This is a genomic window from Pseudovibrio sp. Tun.PSC04-5.I4, from assembly GCF_900104145.1.
Classification (GTDB): Bacteria; Pseudomonadota; Alphaproteobacteria; order Rhizobiales; family Stappiaceae; genus Pseudovibrio.
Genome location: NZ_FNLB01000006.1, coordinates 4,440,680 through 4,458,836, shown reverse-complemented (window position 1 = coordinate 4,458,836; position 18,157 = coordinate 4,440,680). Strand labels below are relative to the sequence as shown.

Sequence of the window (18,157 nt, the reverse complement as noted above, 5' to 3'; positions counted from 1 at the left end):
ATCACCCAGCAGGTGCAAGCAATTCATGCCCCAGAGCTTTCTGCGTGATCTTATCAAAACGCGAGTTCATGCAAACACTCAGGTCTGTGGTCACAAATTTTCCGTTCCAGAACAGCGAGAAGATGGTTGCTGGCGTTGGCGCTGACTGCGCTTTTGCAGTGCTATCCAGATGCACAATGGTAAGCGGCAAGCCTCGCTCCGCAGCACTCTCGCTCAAAGACTGAGTGACATGCAGATCAGTAAACGGACAACGGTTGGAATAGTATGCAACCAAGCCTGCCTCTTGGGGACCAGTACCCGCTCTGACAACATCACTAAATTGAGGCTTGGGCACATCATCACCCAGCGCTAAGTGCAAAAGCTCAAACCCATCTGGAGAGCTATCACACACCTCAAAACCCTGCCGCTTGAACCATTTCCCTTCACTCATGAAGTGAAGTTTTTTGGACCCAGCGACAGTCACAAGACCATCACAGCCCTTCTCTTGAGCATCCTCAATAGCCTTAGCAAGCAGCGCCTTGGCATGTCCCTGCCCTTTGTATTTTCCAGAAACCCAGAAGCAGTTGATCAGCAAATGATTGGGAGCAAAAACCGGGCACCATGCATGTTCAGCAAGGCCGAATTCCATAAACACCTTGGCCCGCTCATCAAGACGCACAAACTGGTAGCCCTGCTCAAACTGATCTCGCAACCAATCCTTCTTGAGCTGATACCCACGCGCGCACTTTTTATCAGAGATCGCACAGCAGATATGCTCATCACACAGACTGTCTGTATTTAACGAAAGGTACTCCATCACATCCCCCGGTCATCAACGCATAGAAAGCATAGCACCACACGCAACCCCGGAACATTGAAGTGCATCAAGTCCGAAAGCACTGTTTAGACCACAAACATCCAACCACCAATCAACACAAACTCGGCAGAAAGTATGCCCGCCATCAATCGGTCATTGAGCACTTTGTATCCAATGATACCGCCAATAACCGCCGCGATACGCAACCAGACTGGCACATCCGCCAGCACCCCATCCGGAAAGAGAATGAGACGGGAGATGATCCCGGCAATCAGCGCGGTCGCCACCGCCCTCACCCACGCAAACAGCAAGCTATCTTCCCGCAGGCGACCAGCAGCAACAACACCAAACCACCGCCAGCATTCCGTTGCTAGAAAGCCAGCCACGAGGATCATGGCATAAGGCCACCACCAGCTTTGTGCCACCTCACTCATAGGCTCGCCCTCCGCGTTGCAAACAACCACGCTACAAAGGCAACCGTTCCGCCAACAAACCCTGTCAGCAGCAAATCAGCCCCCGGAAACAGCAGGTAGAATACCGGCCCAAGCACAAGGCCCAACCCGAGAGCTAACCTATCCCCGCCTGTGCGAGAGGCTTGGTACATAGAAAACATGAAATAGACAGGGGTCAACAACACCAATCCGGCAGCAAGCGGTGCAGGAATGACTGGCAACACTATGTAAAACAAAGTGGTTGAGCACAGAACGACAAAATGAACGGTACTTCCAAAGCCCGCAAAAAATGGTAGGCGCGCTGCGCGCGGTAAATCAGGCAGATTGCGCATGGCAAACACCCACGCCGTGACCGCCACAAAATGAGACACCAAAAACAACTGCCAAAGCTTTGTGCGCTTCCCGTCTCGCAACACCGGAATAAGCGCAACAGTCATCGGCATCAACCGTACGGCAGAAAGCGCGACCGCGATAGCAGCCGGGATCATACCGACACCCGCACTCATCGCGCCGGTTAAAACAACAATGCTGGGCAATGCCCACATGAGGAGGCTCATCAAAAGAACCTCGCTCAATGTCAGGCCAACTTCACGCGCCAGAGATGTAAAGCCGACAAACGCCATCATCAAAATCAATGTGGGCAGACAGAACGCACCTTTGGCACCCTGACGGAACCAGTAGGCCCCACCCTCAAATTCAGAAGGGGCATCCCCTTCAACAGTTTCAATATCTCGACTGGTCATTTAAGAACTCAAAAGGAAGGACCCGAACCGCTAGCCCAAGATCATAAGCACAACAGAATCTAAGTGCACCAGCTCGGGTACATAATAATACGCAGATGCACCATACAAAAAAGCCGGAGCATAGACTCCGGCTTTTTTCTCAAGTGTTCAAACATACAGCTTGAAGGTCAGTCCGCTATCGGCAATCCGGGAATAGGACCGCGCTTGGTCGCTCCCTTACCAGTCCGCGGCACACCTGACTTGCTCTTGGCTTTTGATGCAGGCTTTTTCTTCGCACCGGTCGTCTTCCTAACCGGCGGGCGCTCCTCGACAGTCTCGAGCAAAAGCCCTTCCTGATCTTCAGAGACAGACACCTTCACAGTGCCACCCTTTTGAAGTTTGCCAAACAACACTTCATCGGCCAATGGCTTCTTGATGTGTTCCTGAATAACACGGCCCAAAGGACGCGCACCCATCGTCCGGTCGTACCCCTTTTCAGAGAGCCAGGCCACCGCTTCAGGTGTCAGCTCAAAGGTCACGTTCCGTTCTGCAAGCTGAGCTTCCAGCTGCATGACGAACTTCTCAACCACACGATGGATAACTTCATTATCCAAGTTCGCAAACGGAATGATCGCATCAAGACGGTTCCGGAACTCCGGAGTAAACATCTTGTTGATCGCTTCCATGTCATCGCCTTCGCGCTGCAAGCGGTTAAAGCCAATTGGGGCCTTCGCCATATCCGCAGCACCGGCATTGGTTGTCATGATCAGGATAACGTTTCTGAAATCCACAGCCTTACCGTTATGATCGGTCAGCTTTCCGTGATCCATCACCTGCAACAATATGTTGAACAAGTCAGGATGGGCCTTCTCGATTTCATCGAGCAGCAGCACACAATGCGGATGCTGATCAATCGCATCAGTGAGCAAACCACCTTGATCAAAACCGACATAGCCCGGAGGCGCACCGATCAGACGGGAAACCGTGTGGCGTTCCATGTACTCGGACATGTCAAACCGCACCAGTTCCACACCAAGGGAAGAGGCCAACTGACGCGCCACTTCCGTTTTACCAACCCCGGTCGGACCGGAGAACAGGTAAGACCCGATTGGCTTATCCGGCTCACGCAAACCAGCACGCGCCAGTTTGATGGACGCAGTTAGAGCCTCAATTGCAGGGTCCTGACCATAAACAACACGTTTCAGACTATTCTTCAGGTTGGACAGAACGGCCGCATCATCTTTGGAAACAGATTTAGGTGGAATCCGCGCCATTGTTGCAATGGTTGCTTCAATTTCCTTCAGACCAATCGTCTTGCGACGTTTACCCTCCGGCAGCAACATCTGCGAAGCACCAGACTCGTCAATCACGTCAATCGCTTTATCCGGCAGCTTCCGATCAGAAAGATAGCGGGAGGACAACTCAACAGCCGCCTTGATCGCTTCATTGGTGTAGCGGATGTTATGGAATTCCTCGAAGTAAGGCTTAAGCCCCTTCAGAATTTCAATCGCATCTGGAATAGATGGCTCATTCACATCCACCTTCTGGAAGCGGCGTACAAGAGCACGATCTTTTTCAAAGAACTGACGATACTCTTTGTAGGTTGTCGACCCGATACACCGGATAGAACCAGAAGCCAGAGCTGGCTTCAGCAGGTTGGACGCATCCATAGCTCCGCCGGAAGTCGCACCGGCACCAATCACCGTATGAATTTCATCAATAAACATGATCGCGCCGGGATAATCTTCGATTTCCTTGACGACCTGCTTCAGACGCTCCTCAAAATCACCCCGGTAACGGGTCCCAGCCAGCAACGAGCCCATATCTAGCGAAAAGATGGTCGCATTCAGCAGGACTTCAGGAACGTCACCAACGATGATCCGCCGCGCAAGCCCTTCGGCAATTGCTGTTTTACCAACGCCTGGGTCACCCACATAAAGTGGATTGTTTTTGGACCGACGGCACAGGATCTGGATGGTGCGCGAAATTTCTTTGCTCCGACCAATCAACGGATCGATCTTCCCGGAAAACGCTTTCTCATTCAGGTTGGCGCAATACGCCTCAAGAGCTTCCGTTTTCCGTTTGGTTTGATCTGTAGACCCACCGCCAGATGGCGGAGGTGGCATACCCACATTTGCTTCATTGCCGCCACTATCAGAATCTTCTTCCACTCCGCGCACGCGGCGTGGTTCGGACATTCCAGCCCGTTTGGCAATTCCATGTGAGATGTAGTTGACGGCATCATACCTGGTCATTTCCTGCTCTTGCAGGAAGTAAGCGGCGTGACTCTCACGCTCAGCAAAAATGGCGACAAGTACATTTGCCCCGGTTACCTCTTCACGTCCCGAAGATTGGACATGAATGACAGCACGCTGAATAACGCGCTGGAACCCAGCTGTTGGTTTTGAATCATCATCCCCGTCAACGACGAGGTTCTCCAATTCAGTATCAATGTATTCTACAATGCTTTTTCGTAATTGGTCGAGATCCACATTGCATGCACGCATTACTGCTGCAGCATCCTGATCATCAATTAATGATAGCAGTAAATGCTCCAGGGTCGCATATTCCTGATGACGTTCGTTGGCAAACGCCAAAGCTTGATGGAGAGCTTTCTCCAGACTGCGAGAAAATGACGGCACAGGCGCCCCCTATTACTTTTTCTCCATTACGCATTGCAATGGATGTTGGTGTTTTCGGGCGAAATCCATTACTTGTGTGACCTTGGTCTCGGCCACTTCATAGGTGAAGACTCCACACTCCCCTAAGCCATGATGATGGACATGAAGCATGACCTGCGTTGCGTCTTCGCGGTCCTTATGAAAAAACCGCTCAACCACGTGGATCACAAACTCCATCGGCGTAAAATCATCATTAAGCAGCAACACGCGATACAAGCTTGGCCTTTTTATTTTTGGCTTAGGCTTGGTAGCTGTAATCGTCCCGCCATCATCCTCATTGTTCAGGTCGAAATCACTGCTCATAACTTCTCGATGTCCCTCCATGTATAGCGCAGAGGACTTTATAGTATTTAAACGTAACCCCCACGAATTCAAGGGATATGCATTTTCATAGGGTGCACCAACAACTCCAAAAAAATCAAACAACGTTTCATCTTTTGTTTCATTGTAATCTGGAAGCATAAGTTTATCTCCCTTGAGAACACTCATTGCCTGGTGTCGGTCTTTCATTCATTTGTCCTGTTACAGCAGCTACGCTGTGCTTTACATCAAGCTATTAGCCATCTTCCCTCAGCATGCCGAGATTTCTGACTACAGATCACTTTCAAATTGTCCCTGCCAGATCAACAAATTGCGGGTCATTGAAAGCAGCTCTTCATTCTCCCTATCTTAAGTAGGATTATTCCCTAAGCAAACAGGAAAATGCAAACCCCTATCTCGATAAAACCACCATGAACTATCCGAAGTAATAGGCACACCTCCTTACGGAAGATGAGCTGACGCTAATCAAATAAAAGGCACGCCATCAAAATACGAGAAAGACAGGCCCAGAATCACAATGTTTTGAGAGGTATTTGAAGAAGAGAGAGAGGTTTTAAGAAAAACAAGGCATCACGATCAACCAGATTGACCGGCCTTAAAAACACAAAAACCCGAAGCCAATCCCAGCTCCGGGTCCAAACAAGCGCTCCATTTAATGACTACTTGGCAACCTTAGGCATCATGTTTTCGTAAGGCTTGCAGGCGGCCTTGGCAATTTCAGCATACATTTCGCCGATCTTTGTTGCCTGGCCTACCATGTTTTCATAGCTGACCTTGGCAAAATCTGCCTGAACTTCCATAGCCTTATCCATAGACTTCGCACTTGCAACTTTCTCCATTGCGGTGCTGTTCTGTTCCATAGATTTTTTGGAGTACTCTGCAACCTCAGTTGAGATCGCCTGCATTCCTTTAGACAAGGTGCCGAAGCTTTGCATGGCAATTTCCATGTTATCTTTTCCAAGCTTTTGCATATTCTCGAATCCTGTAACCATAAAAATTCCCTCATCATTAGACGGCGCCGGTATTTCGATAATGAGGTAATTATCTCGCGCGGAGCAAACACCACATCTCTCAACTTTATGCGGAGATATTATGCGCTGCACAAATTTTGTCAATCTTTATTTTGCACTGCAATATAGAGCGATCCCAGCGCCCTAGCCGCATCTAAAAAACGAATAAAATCATTTTTTTTGCAATCTGCCTCTCCGTATTTACAGAATTGTAACCGTAATCACAGCATTCTGGGTACGAAGCGAACCGGGGGGGCCATCTCCGCTGCATTTTCTGCAGCTGAGGCTTTCTGAACACACCTCCACAGGCACTTCACACATTTGCTAGTATAGAGCGCGTTTGCTGCCATCCATTGCTCACGGGGCGAGAAAAAACATGGGTCTGCGTATTTTAGGACCATTCGGTCGCCTTAAAAGGGCTTTTGGACAAGCTGTCGGTATTCTAGCCGTTTCCGCTGCACTCATTGCTGCACCAACGGTGGCTCAGGCAAACCCCAAATATGCCGGCATCGTTGTAGATGCAAAAACGGGTAAGGTGCTTTACGCAAAAAACGCAAATGCCAAACGCTACCCGGCCTCAACCACCAAGATCATGACGCTTTATGTTCTCTTTGAAGAACTGGAAGCTGGCCGCCTCACATTGAAAACAAGAATGAAGGTGTCTCGCTACGCTGCTGGCCGCCCGCCAACCAAGCTCGGCTTAAAGGTTGGCAGCACGCTAGGCGTGAAAGATGCCATATACGCGCTGGTCACAAAGTCAGCCAATGACGCTTCGACTGTGATCGCCGAACATATCTCCGGATCTGAAACTGCTTTTGGTCGCCGTATGACACAGACCGCTCGTGCCATTGGCATGCGCAATTCCACTTTCAGAAACCCGCACGGCCTGCCAAACTCCAAGCAGGTAACAACCGCCGCTGACCTCGCCTTGTTAGGTCGCGCGATCCAGGATCGTTTTCCGAAGTACTACAAGTACTTCAACACCCGCTCTTACACCTATGCAGGCCGACGCATGGGCAACCACAACAAGCTGCTCGGACGTGTCCGTGGTGTAGATGGCATCAAAACCGGCTACACGAATGCATCAGGCTTCAACCTTGTAACCAATGTGAAGCGTGATAACCGGCAGATCGTGGCTGTTGTTCTTGGTGGTAGAACCGGCAAACGCCGAGATGCGCAAATGGTCAAGCTGATCAGTCAGTACTTGCCAAAAGCATCCCGTGGTCGTCGCACAACGCCAATGCTTTATGCTGGAATTACCGCGAAGAAATCGCGTTATAAGTTTCCGAAGAATGCTCCGGCGATCCCTGTGGCAAAGGTTTCCACGCCCGCACCACAACAACCAACTCTGTTAGCTTATGCCAACCCCGCCCTGTCCAAAGCACCAAATTCGAAGCCATCTGACCCGATAGCTAAGATGCTGGAAAAACAGGTAAGGGCCCCGGCAGCAGCTCGTCAGAAACAACTGGTCGCCAATTCACTGGCAGCGCCTGCTGTTTCCGCCTCCGCTCGGTTACAACAAAAGGTGGCTACAAACACGCCATCCTCTACTCCTATTGAGCAAAAGATTGCGAGCCTGAAGCCTAAGGATATCAGCATATCCGGTTGGCAGATTCAGATCTCCGCGACCGACAGCCAGGATAAAGCCATCAAAATCCTGGAGACTGCGCGTGCTGCAGCTGGAGCAACCCTCCGCAACAAGCGCATTTACACAGAACCAGTCATGTCAAAGAAGCAAACCTTGTACCGCGCTCGGTTCATCGGGTTTGAAACCAAAACAGCAGCTTGGGATGCGTGTGCCAAATTAAAAAAGGCCAAGTACTCCTGCTATGCCGTCTATCAGTAACTAGTATCTTTACGGTGAGTTTAATGTCTGTTGAGAAGCCTATCCTTCGCCTCGTTGAGTTTGGAAGCCAAGAAAGCAGAGCCTCCGCTATCGGGATGCAAACGCTTAATCAATCTGCGATGGGCGGCACGAACGTCGTCCAAGGAAGCGCCCGGCGCAAGTCCAAGAACCTCGTAGGCCTCCTTTTCAGTCAGAGTGCTCGAGCCCGACGCGTTTCGCTCCCGCGTTGTGGAATCCGCCTGGAAGTCTACACGCCAGTTGGGGAGCCTGCTATCGAGGTAAGCTTCGAGTAGCGACACGCTGTCTCCGTCGGATTGCACTTCATGCCATAAACCTTTGAGATCACCAGTCTGAAGTGAACTCAAAGCACGGCCTGAATAAGAACCGGCAAGCACGTCGCCTTCGAGCTTACGACTGTCATGGTCCAGCTCCATCTTCAAATAGGTGGAGGAAACGGAAGAGGTTTGACCAGCGCTTTTGCCAGTCCGGTTGAAAACGTCGCCAAGCCCGCCAAGACTAAACCCGCCGGGGAACTTATAGTTCTGCGCCGATTTAACCCCCAAAAGGGAAAGCGCAAAAACGCCAAGCGGAATCGCCGCTATCCATTTTCCCGTGACGGCGAGAAAAATACAAACCGGAATAAGCACTAAACCGATCAGCATCTTTAGCTGTTCAACTAATTTTGCCGGATTAGATCGCGACAGCGCCTTTGCGATGAAATAGAGGATGGCAAGCAGCAATCCTCCCATAACCAAATAGCCCATATATTACCTAAGGTGTTCTAGCAGGAATTGTGCACCTTTATGCCCTGATTGATCCAACTGCTCAAGGGCGCTCTTTCCCCCAGCAGAATACGCGGCAATTGCGGCCAGTAAACCGCGCAGACTAGACGCGGCCCCTGCATCAAAATTGAGGTAGACGCCGTTGGTCAATCGGACGATTTCCCGATACGTGCGTTCCGCCGCCGAATCCTGACCTTCCTGAAACACAAACATAGGTACGCCGAGCAAACCAAGCTCGCCAGCACGATCACACACCCGGTCCGGATTCTCTTCCATGCTGTCGCCAATATAGACCACCGCCTGCACACGGGTTTTCCGCGTCTCCTGCAAAACATGGTCTAATACTTTGCGAATCTGCGTCCGCCCGGCCTGAACCCGAATGCGGCTCATCATCTTCCCAAGATCCCGCGAGTTACTCACCCAACGCGACGCTTTGCACTCACCAAATCCACGGAAGAACACCAGCTGAACATCCAGCGACCCAATGCGGCCCGTTTCCCCAAACATCTCTTGTTGCAGATGACAGGCCTGATCCCACGTCGGTTGCCGGCTCATGGTAGCATCCAACGCAAAGATCAACCGCCCACGCTCAGCGGCTGCCGGAGCCGCAATTGCGCCTTTAGCCGACTGCAGGAAATCAGAGAGATCGGTTTTGTCCTCTGCCTGCTTTCGCAAAAAGCCAGATGTATTGGCGGGTTTATCAGACATAGGCGCACCTCGGCTCAAGCAACTAAAATCGCAATGAAGGCATTTTATTCCAATACCTTACCCAAATATGGGACAGATTAGTAATTTAGCCACCTTACCTCCAGTATCCACTATTGGCGCAGTGAGAGTTGTCACAAAATCTGCTAATATTCTTTATATCAGTTTCTGCTTGCATTTGGGTTCAACATGACTTGCGCAAACCCATTACCAACAACAGATAATAACAGCTGCAACAGCAAGAAATAACGGGATATGTGTTCCGACATGGAGACACCTATGAGAAATCTCCCAGACGTATATCGCAGTGTAGACGACATACGGACTGCGCTTTCACCTCTGAGACGAGATGGCAAAAAAATCGCTCTGGTTCCAACGATGGGAGCGCTGCACGCCGGTCACCTGTCTCTGGTTGAAAAAGCAAAGGAACACGCGGACATCGTGATTGTTTCAATCTTTGTGAACCCAAAACAATTTGCACCGGGCGAAGACTTTGAGAGCTACCCTCGGACAGAAAATTCCGACCTTGAAAAACTCGCAGACCATGACGTGTTCGGCGTTTTCGCGCCAAACGGCAAAGAGATGTACCCCAACGGGTATGCAACAACCATCCAGATTGATGGCCCGGCGATCGGCTTAGAATCAGAACACCGCCCGCATTTCTTCACGGGTGTCGCCACCGTTGTTGCTAAGCTTTTGCTGGCTGTTATGCCAGACACCGCAATATTTGGGGAAAAAGACTACCAGCAGCTGTGTGTTATCAAACAACTGGCAAAAGACTTGCACTTGCCAACCAAGATTCTCGGTGCACCAACAGTTCGCGAGCACGACGGGCTGGCCATGTCCTCTCGCAACGAATACCTCAACGAGCAGGAGCGCACCAACGCGCGGACAATCTCCCAAACGCTGACCACAGCGCGCAATGCACTCCACAACGGGGAGAACTGGATTGTTGTGCAGAAGAAAGCGCTCGCCGCTCTGAAGCTCTCAGGATTTACGACAGACTACTTTGAGCTGCGCGATGAAAAACACCTCGGCACGCCAATCGACATCAAAGGCGTCCGCATTCTGGTCGCCGCAAAAATCGGCACCACACGGCTGATTGATAATATCGAAGTATAAGTTTCAGTCCGGGTAGCAGCTTCACTGGTACCTGGCACTTCCCCTGAAGGCCAACAGGCCTAAATCAGGCCTAGATCCTGCAATTCACGGCGCATTGCCTCAGGCATCTCAGCAAGCTGATCCCCAGCAAGCATCGAACCAGTCAAATCCGCAGGCGCATCTGACACGCTCAGATACCGCCAGCCCTGAAACGGCCTGCGCGGCTGAAACTGCGTCTGATGGAGATAGGGCTCCATTACAAGGTCACAGCTCCTCTTACCTGCATCATCTTTGTGAACGCGAATATCAATCAGCTTCTGACGAACCTGAACGTTGCCCTTAATGACCCAATACAGGGACCCACCATCAAGCAGCTCATCTATACGCGTGGGCACCATTCTGGTGGTGTGGATCTGCTCATTACTCAGCCCATGCGCAAGGGCGAGGATTTGCCGTTGCTCAATGTAGCCGCGCAATTGATCGACGCTTTCCACGCCAACACAAAGTTTTACCAGATGCTGTGTCATAGCACTCCATTAACAGGAACGCAGACGCATTTCCAGCCAAAGCCACAGGCTTAGCTCATACCTTGCACAAACATATCGGTGAAGCGCAGGATATGCTTCAGGAGAAGCCCCGTTTGGACAAAATTGTCTTGCAGGTTTCGGACTAGCCGAAAACGAAAAAAGGGACGCAAACTCGGTTTGCATCCCTTTCAAATCCCGCGTGTTAACAGCAGTTGTCTCAGGTTAACTGCCTGCACCTGCAAAAACGTAGAACAGAGCCATAACGCCGCCGAGGGTAACTACAGTCCAGACTGTAAAACCCCAGCAAGATTTTTGGATTTCATGGTCCATAAAACACCGTTTAATGGTTGATATTCATGCACCTGAGGAACCCCTATCAGCACAGGGCGCACGAAATATCCCTTCTGTCACCAAAGCGCAACAGCAAAACGGCGTATTTTAGCCTGCCTAAATAGTCTCCTCCTACAAAAGTAAACAGTAAGATGTCACTAGACAGAAATACCAGTCAAATAAAACCATATACTTACAATTAGTTACGTCTTTTTCAGGCCCTCAAAAATATTATTAACACTTGAGAAAAAGCTGATCAAATTTCATGGAAAAATTCGTTTAAAACACGTCTTTTGTAGGATGGACGGAGTCATTTAGGACAACTCTGATACCTATCTTCCGCGGAAATCATGAGTCTAACGCCTCAATCAGTTATTCAGATTGAGAATACCCACCTCCCGCAAACGCCACTATTCGCCAACGCGGTTTCGTGCGAGACAGAATGCACCTATAAAGTTGTGCAATCCAATAGCCACTCAGCCTTCGGTATAAGAACAGAAAGACCAATGTTTCAAATTCCCGCATCCAACATCGCAGCCATCATATTTTTTGTCTTCGCATGGGGACTGTACAGCTGGCTCGCTTATCGTAGCCCATGGGCTAAATACACTCTATCTCATGCCATGGATGCCTACCGGTACCGGTGGATGCGTGCGATGCTGAACCGGGATGTCCGCATAGCAGACACAAACGTAGCATCCGGTTTGCAACAAGGGACGGCCTTCTTCGCCTCAGCCTCTCTTCTGGCAATCGGCGGCACAGTCACGCTCCTAAGCGCCACGGAGGAAGTGACAGCGCTTGCCCGCAACATCAACCTGCCTTATCTGGCAGATCCTTTGCAAACAGAAGCCAAAACGTTTGGCCTGATGGTTATCCTCGCCTACGCCTTTTTTAAGTTTGGCTGGGCGTATCGTCTCTTTAATTACACAACCATTGTCATGGGCTCCATTCCAGATGGCTGTAATGACACAAATGAGGAAGCGCTCGAAACATCCCTACGTGCAGCGCGGTTGGCAACGCTTGCGGGCCGCCATTTCAGCAACGGCCAGCAGGCATTGTTTTTCGCAGTCGGATATCTTGGATGGTATGCAGGCCCACTGGTATTCGTAGGCACAACACTCATGGTAACGCTCGTCCTGCTCCGTCGTCAGTTTTTCTCGCAAGCCAGAAAAGCAGTGTTGCCCGGACCAAACAAACAGGATCGCGTCAACTCAGGCGCCTGATACACCTTCACTGGCTTCTGGAAGCCTTTCAGTGGATACGTTCCAATATAGTGCTCATCACAGCATGTGAGAATTTCTGCAACAGATTGGGAAATGAGCATTTCTCTATTGAGCCTCTTAGAAAGGGTCGCAATCCTTGCGGCCTCATTCACGACGGGGCCGATCACAGTAAAATCGAGCCGACGCTCCCCACCAACATTTCCAAAAAACACGCGTCCCGCATGAACGCCCATGCCAACATGTATGGCAGGCAAGTTAGGGAACCCGCGCACATTAGCTTGGGCCAGATCTGTCAAGCTTTCACGAAGCGCATTCATCGCCTCAAAGGCAGCGATCCGTGCGCTTTGGCCATCTGTATAGGGAAAGACTGCCAGAACCTCATCCCCAATGAACTTCAAAATCTCACCGCCATGCTGCTCTACTCTAGACGTCACGATGCCAAAATACTCATTGAGCAGGGTAAAAAGACTGCGGTCTGACAGGTAGTTTGAAAACCCGGTGAAGTTTCGAATATCGCAGAACGCAACAATAGCGTTGATCCGCTCACCATCCCCGCGCTTAATCTCGCCATTCAAAACGCGATGTCCTGCGCGAGCGCCAAGGTAAGTATTTAAAATATTTTCGGAGGTCTTTTGAGAACTAAACAACTCAAAAACGAGCGACAGAGGCCGGGATATTTCATTAAACAGGCGAACGTCTTTGTCCTTAAATCCATCTGGATCGCGTGAGGCAAAGGCGAGTCCGTGAGCACCGCCATCTGAAAACAGCATAGGTATGGCAACGTAATCCGTATATCCTTGCTCTTTCAGCTCCTGAATAACCATCAGCTGATCATACTCATCATGGTGCCCAAACTTATGACGGATCATCATACGCGATTCATTGGTCCGCTTCCACAGGCTCTGATTGTAGGATTCATCCAGCTCCGGCATGTGCTGGAAATAGCGGAGCCTTGGCCCCACACCATTTTCCCAGATAATACCCTCGCCCTGAAAGTTGGGATCCAAAATAGACACACCGCTTGAAATCCGGTCCACCCTAATTCCGAGTGCGATCAAACGCTCTCCAAGCGCAGCAAATATGCGGCAAGGTCTGCCCAACATTTTTGCGTCATTAGACAGCCAGCCCGCAATCTCATCGGTGGAGAGAGCTTCAACGTAAGACATTCACACTCCCGAACAGAGCGAAAGAGGTTGATGCAAGATTTTTTGGTGTTCCCAAAGCAACCTTCCCGGCATACATAGATTTTTTCGTCATTTACTTTTCATCTCAGATATTTACCAGTTCCACATCAAGAAAATTTTATGTTTTTTACTAGAGTTTCTCCACAATTGGACACACGCATAACTTGTAAATATCGAATATATGACGAAAAAAATGGATAATTTCTCTGTCATCTTCTAAATTTTTATAAATTGCAGGCAACACACATTCCGTTATCAACCAAAGATCACGGACTAACCAACTGAGAATATGAGAATGCTAGATCGTTTTTATCTAATCGTGGATGATGCCAACTGGCTCCCACGTATCCTTCCTCTCGGCGTAAAGCTCATCCAACTTCGCATCAAAGACAAATCAGAGGACGAGGTCCGTTCACAGATAAGAACCGCCAAACAGCTTTGCAACAAAGCCGGTGCCGTTCTTATCGTCAACGATCATTGGAAAGCCGTATATGATGAGAATGCGGGATACGTTCACCTCGGGCAGGACGATCTAAAGACTGCAGATTTCCACGCTCTCCGTTCCGCTGGTATCCACTACGGTATCTCCACTCATAATGAGGCCGAACTGGACACAGCACTGACGCTCGATCCTGAATATGTGGCTCTCGGTCCAATTTACAATAGCGCCACCAAAGAATTGCGCTGGCAACCACAAGGCTTGCAAACTTTGAAACGTTGGAGAGAACGCACCAACAAGCCACTGGTTGCCATCGGCGGTATTACGTTGGAACGGGCGGCGGACGTTTTTGCAGCTGGCGCAGATTCAATCGCGACCATCTCCGATGTCACAAAAGCACAGAACCCGGACAAGCGAATTGCAGACTGGATTTCTGCGGCCAGAACCTGGCAACACTAAAGCCTTTGTTGAGCACCCGCTCGCCCAACAAAAAAGGCAGCCAACCGGCTGCCTTTTTCAATTCCCTATGACAAGAGCTTAAGCAAGTTCGGAAACGCTGCTCACCACTTTGCCAACCAGACCGTACGCGATACCCTCACTTGGGCTCATCCAGTAATCACGGTCCGTATCTTTTTCAATACGCTCAATCTTCTGGCCAGTTGCATCAGCAAAGAGCTGGTTCAGACGATCACGCATCTTGAGAATTTCTTTGGCCTGAATTTCAATATCAGTCGCCATACCGCCAGCTCCACCAGATGGTTGGTGAAGCAGGAAACGTGTGTTCGCTGTACAGAACCGACGCTCTTGCGGCACAGAGACATAAATCAAGGCACCAGCACTCGCAACCCAGCCCATGCCGAGAATGCGTACTTCCGGTTTGATGAATTTGATCATGTCGTGGATCATATCACCAGATTCGACGTGTCCACCTGGAGAGGAGACAATTACGGTAATTGGATCATCACCAACCTGGGAAAGCGCAAGCAGACGAGAACAGATATCCTGAGCCATCTCCTGATTCACAGGTCCTGTAATCAACACCGTACGCGCATCAAAAAGATGTTTGTCTACTGGTATAGACTTCTCAGGATTCTTTGGCGCGTCTTCATCACCGTCAAGGCGAACCGACGTCGAAGCACAATAGTCCGTCATGCGTATGACATGCTCCCTAATATTCGCTACCGCCCGACGCGGCAGACTCTGGTCAAACATAACTAAAAGAAACAGCGGCGGACCGCAAACACCCATAGTCATAGTCTAACAGAAATTCCCTAGGAAAAAGAGGGTGTTCTCCCCCACTTTTGGTGGATCTTTCTGAAAGGCTAGTTCAATTCACCGTGAAACTGAAAAATGTACACAAGTGACTGCCCATTTTATCCAACTTAAAGGTAAAGGAATAACGTTTTAATAACCTTGCAACTCACATAATAGGTATAAATAACAATCCACTTAAAGCTGATGAAGCCATAAACGGAACGGTGTCTAGCCCCAGGACACAGGACGAAGGGATTTTCTGGTTTGACTGGACATATTGAGACACGAGACACAACTGTCCTTTATCATTCGACTGTTCCGCCAGAAGATCAACGCGCCTTTGCGCGTGTTGAGGTTCCTATATATGTCGTGGATATAGATCAGACCAAGCTTATTTGGGCAAATCCTTCTGGTCTGTCGTTCCTAGGGAAAAAGCTTTTCGACTGTATTGATTCCACGGGCGAGTTCAAAACGGAACTTCCTGCGCCATTTAATAATCCGGCTTACCGTCGCAATCTGCACTCCTATATGCGCCGCGTTACAGAAGAAGGCCGCATTGCAGAGTGCATCACGCTCGTTCCTAACTCTCAGCCAGTCTCCGTGTACTGCTCCATATCACCGCAAATGCTCGTGACCGGCAGACCAGCCTTAATGATGCAGATCACCTCAGAGGTCGGACAAGAACCAACGCAAGTGCGCAGTGCGCAAGTTTTACTGCACACCACCTCCATGATCACCATGTTCGATGAGAACGGCAATCTCATCTTTGAAAACCCGGCCAGCCGCCTGAACCGGCCCAACGGCTGCGAGAACCTCGCAAACCGCATGTGTAATCGCCGTGATTACGATGCCATGATGGACGCTCTGCACACCAATGGTCAGGCCAGTCTTGTGGCTCTGATGCATTCTTCGCAAGGGGAACGCTGGTTTGATCTCAATGCCCGCCGTGGGTTTGACCCTTATTCAGGGGCTAAAACCGTTTTGCTCAGCGCAGTGGATGTCACGAAGCGTTTGAAGGCAGAGCACGAAGTGCGGTACCTCGCGCATCATGACACTTTAACCGGCCTCGCCAACCGCACATTCCTTGAAATTGAAGCAGAGCGCTATCTGGATGAAACCCGCCTGACGGGAAACCCCGGCGCCCTTATCTTCATTGATCTGGATCGCTTCAAAACCATCAATGACACTCTCGGTCATCTCGTGGGTGATGATCTTCTAGTCATCATCGCCAAGCGCTTGAAAGAAGTGGTGGAAGGCATCGGCTTTGTCGCTCGTTTGGGCGGCGATGAATTCGTTGTCCTGATAGCCAACTTCGCTGATACAGATTTACTGGAAGAGATCAGCCGGGAAATTCGAATTATCCTATCTCAGCCGTGTAAAGTAAGGGGCCACATGTTGCAGGTCACGCCCTCCATAGGCGTCTGCACCTATCCTGAGCATGGAACTGATCTCGACACACTCATGCGCAAATCCGATCTGGCCATGTATAAGGCCAAAGATCTGGGCCGTGATCGCATTTGCTTCTTTGATGTCTCCATGTCTCGCGAGGCCGAAGAACGCATCAGCCTTGAAACCGCGTTACGTCAGGCCCTGCGCAACAAAGAGCTCGCAGTTCACTACCAGCCTCGCCTCGATATCTCCTCCAATCGTATTGTCGGCGCTGAAGGCCTTTTGCGCTGGCACCACCCGACCCGCGGTCTGGTTTCCGCGGCCAGCTTTATTGAGATTGCCGAGGAAGCTGGCATGATTGATGAGATTGGCGACTGGGTGGCCCGTGTCGCCATGCTGCAGCAAAAGCAATGGGCAGAGGCCGGTTACAACATCGCTCTTTCGATCAACCTGTCCCCTGCTCAGTTCCGCAGAGGCCGCATATCCCAGCGACTAAAGAATATATTGGAAGAAACCGGCGCATCTGCGAACTCAATCCGCTTGGAAATAACCGAGAGCGCCCTGCTCAGCGATGCCAATGAAACCCTGAAGGAACTCAATGCCCTGCGCGATATTGGCTTTGCGTTGGAAATTGATGACTTCGGTACCGGTTATTCAAACCTTGGCTACCTGCAACGCTATCCAGTAACTGCGCTAAAAATTGACCGCTCTTTCATTGCCGATACCAAACGATGGCCAATAGTACAGATGATCGTACAGATGGGCCGCCTGTTGAACCTTACACTGGTCGCAGAAGGTATTGAAACAGAAGAACAATTACGGCAGGTCCAAAAACTCAACTGTCATGAATATCAAGGATACCTTTATTCCCCTGCCGTTTCTGCCAAGACCTTTGAATGCCTGTTAAAAGGACAGAGCGCCGTCACTTTGCCAAAAGCGGCAGCAAGCGTTTTATCTTAATCCAGCCTGGGCAGATGCGCTCAATGCCTCCAAAGCAGCCAGCGCAGCCTCTGCTCTCTCATCGGGCACGAAAATGTGATCGTGATAATAAGCGGCCACAACATTTGCAGATATTCCCGCCTCGGAAAGGGCGTTAGACAGCGCGGCAGTCAGCCCCACCGCTTCCAATGAAGAATGAACAGCAAGTGAGATCCGCCGAAAACATGGCTCTGTCTCCACACCCGCCTTACCAGCATTCTCAACGGAGAGAATTGCCGTTAACCCCTCGTTTTCCCAAAACAATCCCAGCGGAGAATACTCCGCCAATTCATGAATACTCCCATTCGGAAAACTGGCAAAAACATACCCCTCCTCAGAGACCGACGCCCGCAAGGAAGCTAGCAACTCCTGCAAATCCGTCAAACCATGTGATGGCATACTCACTCCTCAGATCTA

17 protein-coding genes are annotated in these 18,157 nt (G+C 50.2%); 5 read left to right on the top strand and 12 right to left on the bottom strand.

Annotation, left to right across the window (positions count from 1 at the left end; translation table 11 throughout):
* Window position 1: 1 nt before the first annotated feature.
* From BLS62_RS25975 to BLS62_RS25950, 6 genes are all read right to left on the bottom strand, one after another.
* Window positions 2-796 (bottom strand): GNAT family N-acetyltransferase, encoded by a 795-nt coding sequence (locus BLS62_RS25975; RefSeq protein WP_093188123.1) that lies wholly within the window; start codon window positions 794-796, stop codon window positions 2-4.
* 86 nt (window positions 797-882) lie between these two features.
* Complete coding sequence (locus BLS62_RS25970) at window positions 883-1,230, bottom strand: AzlD domain-containing protein (protein WP_093188121.1); 348 nt, start codon at window positions 1,228-1,230, stop codon at window positions 883-885.
* Entirely contained in the window at window positions 1,227-1,991 is a 765-nt protein-coding gene (locus BLS62_RS25965) for an AzlC family ABC transporter permease (protein ID WP_093188118.1), read from the bottom strand. Before BLS62_RS25965 ends, BLS62_RS25970 begins: the two co-directional genes overlap by 4 nt.
* A 167-nt stretch (window positions 1,992-2,158) precedes the next feature.
* Window positions 2,159-4,612, bottom strand: a complete 2,454-nt coding sequence (gene clpA / locus BLS62_RS25960) for an ATP-dependent Clp protease ATP-binding subunit ClpA (RefSeq protein WP_093188116.1) — start codon at window positions 4,610-4,612, stop codon at window positions 2,159-2,161.
* A 12-nt stretch (window positions 4,613-4,624) separates the two neighbouring features.
* Window positions 4,625-4,954, bottom strand: coding sequence for an ATP-dependent Clp protease adapter ClpS (clpS, locus tag BLS62_RS25955; RefSeq protein ID WP_093189628.1), 330 nt, complete (start codon window positions 4,952-4,954; stop codon window positions 4,625-4,627).
* Between the two features lie 677 nt (window positions 4,955-5,631).
* On the bottom strand, window positions 5,632-5,964 hold the full coding sequence (locus BLS62_RS25950; protein WP_093188113.1) for a phasin family protein: 333 nt from the start codon (window positions 5,962-5,964) through the stop codon (window positions 5,632-5,634).
* Window positions 5,965-6,358: 394 nt separating this feature from the next.
* On the opposite strand from BLS62_RS25950, the gene BLS62_RS25945 reads away from it, so the two are divergent.
* A complete protein-coding gene (locus tag BLS62_RS25945) occupies window positions 6,359-7,828 on the top strand; it encodes a D-alanyl-D-alanine carboxypeptidase (protein WP_093188110.1) in 1,470 nt (489 codons plus the stop codon).
* 20 nt (window positions 7,829-7,848) lie between these two features.
* Here BLS62_RS25945 and BLS62_RS25940 read toward each other — a convergent pair whose 3' ends face one another.
* Window positions 7,849-8,592, bottom strand: coding sequence for a J domain-containing protein (locus tag BLS62_RS25940; protein ID WP_093188108.1), 744 nt, complete (start codon window positions 8,590-8,592; stop codon window positions 7,849-7,851).
* A gap of 3 nt (window positions 8,593-8,595) precedes the next feature.
* A complete protein-coding gene (locus BLS62_RS25935) occupies window positions 8,596-9,318 on the bottom strand; it encodes a vWA domain-containing protein (protein ID WP_093188105.1) in 723 nt (240 codons plus the stop codon).
* A 276-nt stretch (window positions 9,319-9,594) separates the two neighbouring features.
* Here BLS62_RS25935 and panC point away from each other — a divergent pair, with 276 nt between their 5' ends.
* Entirely contained in the window at window positions 9,595-10,437 is an 843-nt protein-coding gene (gene panC / locus BLS62_RS25930; RefSeq protein ID WP_093188102.1) for a pantoate--beta-alanine ligase, read from the top strand.
* Window positions 10,438-10,496: 59 nt separating this feature from the next.
* On the opposite strand, the gene BLS62_RS25925 is transcribed toward panC, so the two are convergent.
* Entirely contained in the window at window positions 10,497-10,943 is a 447-nt protein-coding gene (locus BLS62_RS25925) for a DUF1489 family protein (RefSeq protein WP_093188100.1), read from the bottom strand.
* 836 nt (window positions 10,944-11,779) lie between these two features.
* Between BLS62_RS25925 and BLS62_RS25920 the strand changes: the two genes are divergently transcribed.
* On the top strand, window positions 11,780-12,496 hold the full coding sequence (locus BLS62_RS25920; protein WP_093188097.1) for a DUF599 domain-containing protein: 717 nt from the start codon (window positions 11,780-11,782) through the stop codon (window positions 12,494-12,496).
* Here BLS62_RS25920 and BLS62_RS25915 read toward each other — a convergent pair.
* Window positions 12,421-13,662: an adenylate/guanylate cyclase domain-containing protein gene (locus BLS62_RS25915; RefSeq protein ID WP_093188094.1), complete on the bottom strand. Its 1,242-nt coding sequence runs from the start codon at window positions 13,660-13,662 to the stop codon at window positions 12,421-12,423. The two genes, BLS62_RS25920 and BLS62_RS25915, sit on opposite strands and share 76 nt — an antisense overlap.
* A gap of 313 nt (window positions 13,663-13,975) precedes the next feature.
* Here BLS62_RS25915 and BLS62_RS25910 point away from each other — a divergent pair, with 313 nt between their 5' ends.
* Window positions 13,976-14,578, top strand: a complete 603-nt coding sequence (locus tag BLS62_RS25910; protein ID WP_093188092.1) for a thiamine phosphate synthase — start codon at window positions 13,976-13,978, stop codon at window positions 14,576-14,578.
* A gap of 78 nt (window positions 14,579-14,656) precedes the next feature.
* On the opposite strand, the gene BLS62_RS25905 is transcribed toward BLS62_RS25910, so the two are convergent.
* Entirely contained in the window at window positions 14,657-15,271 is a 615-nt protein-coding gene (locus BLS62_RS25905; protein ID WP_093189625.1) for an ATP-dependent Clp protease proteolytic subunit, read from the bottom strand.
* A 366-nt stretch (window positions 15,272-15,637) separates the two neighbouring features.
* On the opposite strand from BLS62_RS25905, the gene BLS62_RS25900 reads away from it, so the two are divergent.
* The gene (locus BLS62_RS25900; RefSeq protein ID WP_093188089.1) at window positions 15,638-17,722 is read left to right on the top strand and encodes an EAL domain-containing protein; all 2,085 of its coding nucleotides are present in this window, start codon (window positions 15,638-15,640) and stop codon (window positions 17,720-17,722) included.
* On the opposite strand, the gene BLS62_RS25895 is transcribed toward BLS62_RS25900, so the two are convergent.
* Entirely contained in the window at window positions 17,714-18,139 is a 426-nt protein-coding gene (locus BLS62_RS25895) for an ACT domain-containing protein (protein ID WP_093188087.1), read from the bottom strand. The genes BLS62_RS25900 and BLS62_RS25895 overlap by 9 nt on opposite strands.
* Window positions 18,140-18,157 lie beyond the last annotated feature (18 nt).

What these genes read in the sequence shown, in the direction of transcription:
- BLS62_RS25935 (WP_093188105.1), bottom strand. Translation starts at nt 9,318, where the DNA reads ATGTCTGATAAACCCGCCAATACATCTGGCTTTTTGCGAAAGCAGGCA.
- BLS62_RS25910 (WP_093188092.1), top strand. Translation starts at nt 13,976, where the DNA reads ATGCTAGATCGTTTTTATCTAATCGTGGATGATGCCAACTGGCTCCCA.
- BLS62_RS25905 (WP_093189625.1), bottom strand. Translation starts at nt 15,271, where the DNA reads ATGACGGACTATTGTGCTTCGACGTCGGTTCGCCTTGACGGTGATGAA.
- BLS62_RS25945 (WP_093188110.1), top strand. Translation starts at nt 6,359, where the DNA reads ATGGGTCTGCGTATTTTAGGACCATTCGGTCGCCTTAAAAGGGCTTTT.
- BLS62_RS25915 (WP_093188094.1), bottom strand. Translation starts at nt 13,662, where the DNA reads ATGTCTTACGTTGAAGCTCTCTCCACCGATGAGATTGCGGGCTGGCTG.
- BLS62_RS25965 (WP_093188118.1), bottom strand. Translation starts at nt 1,991, where the DNA reads ATGACCAGTCGAGATATTGAAACTGTTGAAGGGGATGCCCCTTCTGAA.
- BLS62_RS25950 (WP_093188113.1), bottom strand. Translation starts at nt 5,964, where the DNA reads ATGGTTACAGGATTCGAGAATATGCAAAAGCTTGGAAAAGATAACATG.
- BLS62_RS25920 (WP_093188097.1), top strand. Translation starts at nt 11,780, where the DNA reads ATGTTTCAAATTCCCGCATCCAACATCGCAGCCATCATATTTTTTGTC.
- BLS62_RS25970 (WP_093188121.1), bottom strand. Translation starts at nt 1,230, where the DNA reads ATGAGTGAGGTGGCACAAAGCTGGTGGTGGCCTTATGCCATGATCCTC.
- BLS62_RS25925 (WP_093188100.1), bottom strand. Translation starts at nt 10,943, where the DNA reads ATGACACAGCATCTGGTAAAACTTTGTGTTGGCGTGGAAAGCGTCGAT.
- panC (WP_093188102.1), top strand. Translation starts at nt 9,595, where the DNA reads ATGAGAAATCTCCCAGACGTATATCGCAGTGTAGACGACATACGGACT.
- BLS62_RS25940 (WP_093188108.1), bottom strand. Translation starts at nt 8,592, where the DNA reads ATGGGCTATTTGGTTATGGGAGGATTGCTGCTTGCCATCCTCTATTTC.
- BLS62_RS25895 (WP_093188087.1), bottom strand. Translation starts at nt 18,139, where the DNA reads ATGCCATCACATGGTTTGACGGATTTGCAGGAGTTGCTAGCTTCCTTG.
- clpS (WP_093189628.1), bottom strand. Translation starts at nt 4,954, where the DNA reads ATGAGCAGTGATTTCGACCTGAACAATGAGGATGATGGCGGGACGATT.
- BLS62_RS25975 (WP_093188123.1), bottom strand. Translation starts at nt 796, where the DNA reads ATGGAGTACCTTTCGTTAAATACAGACAGTCTGTGTGATGAGCATATC.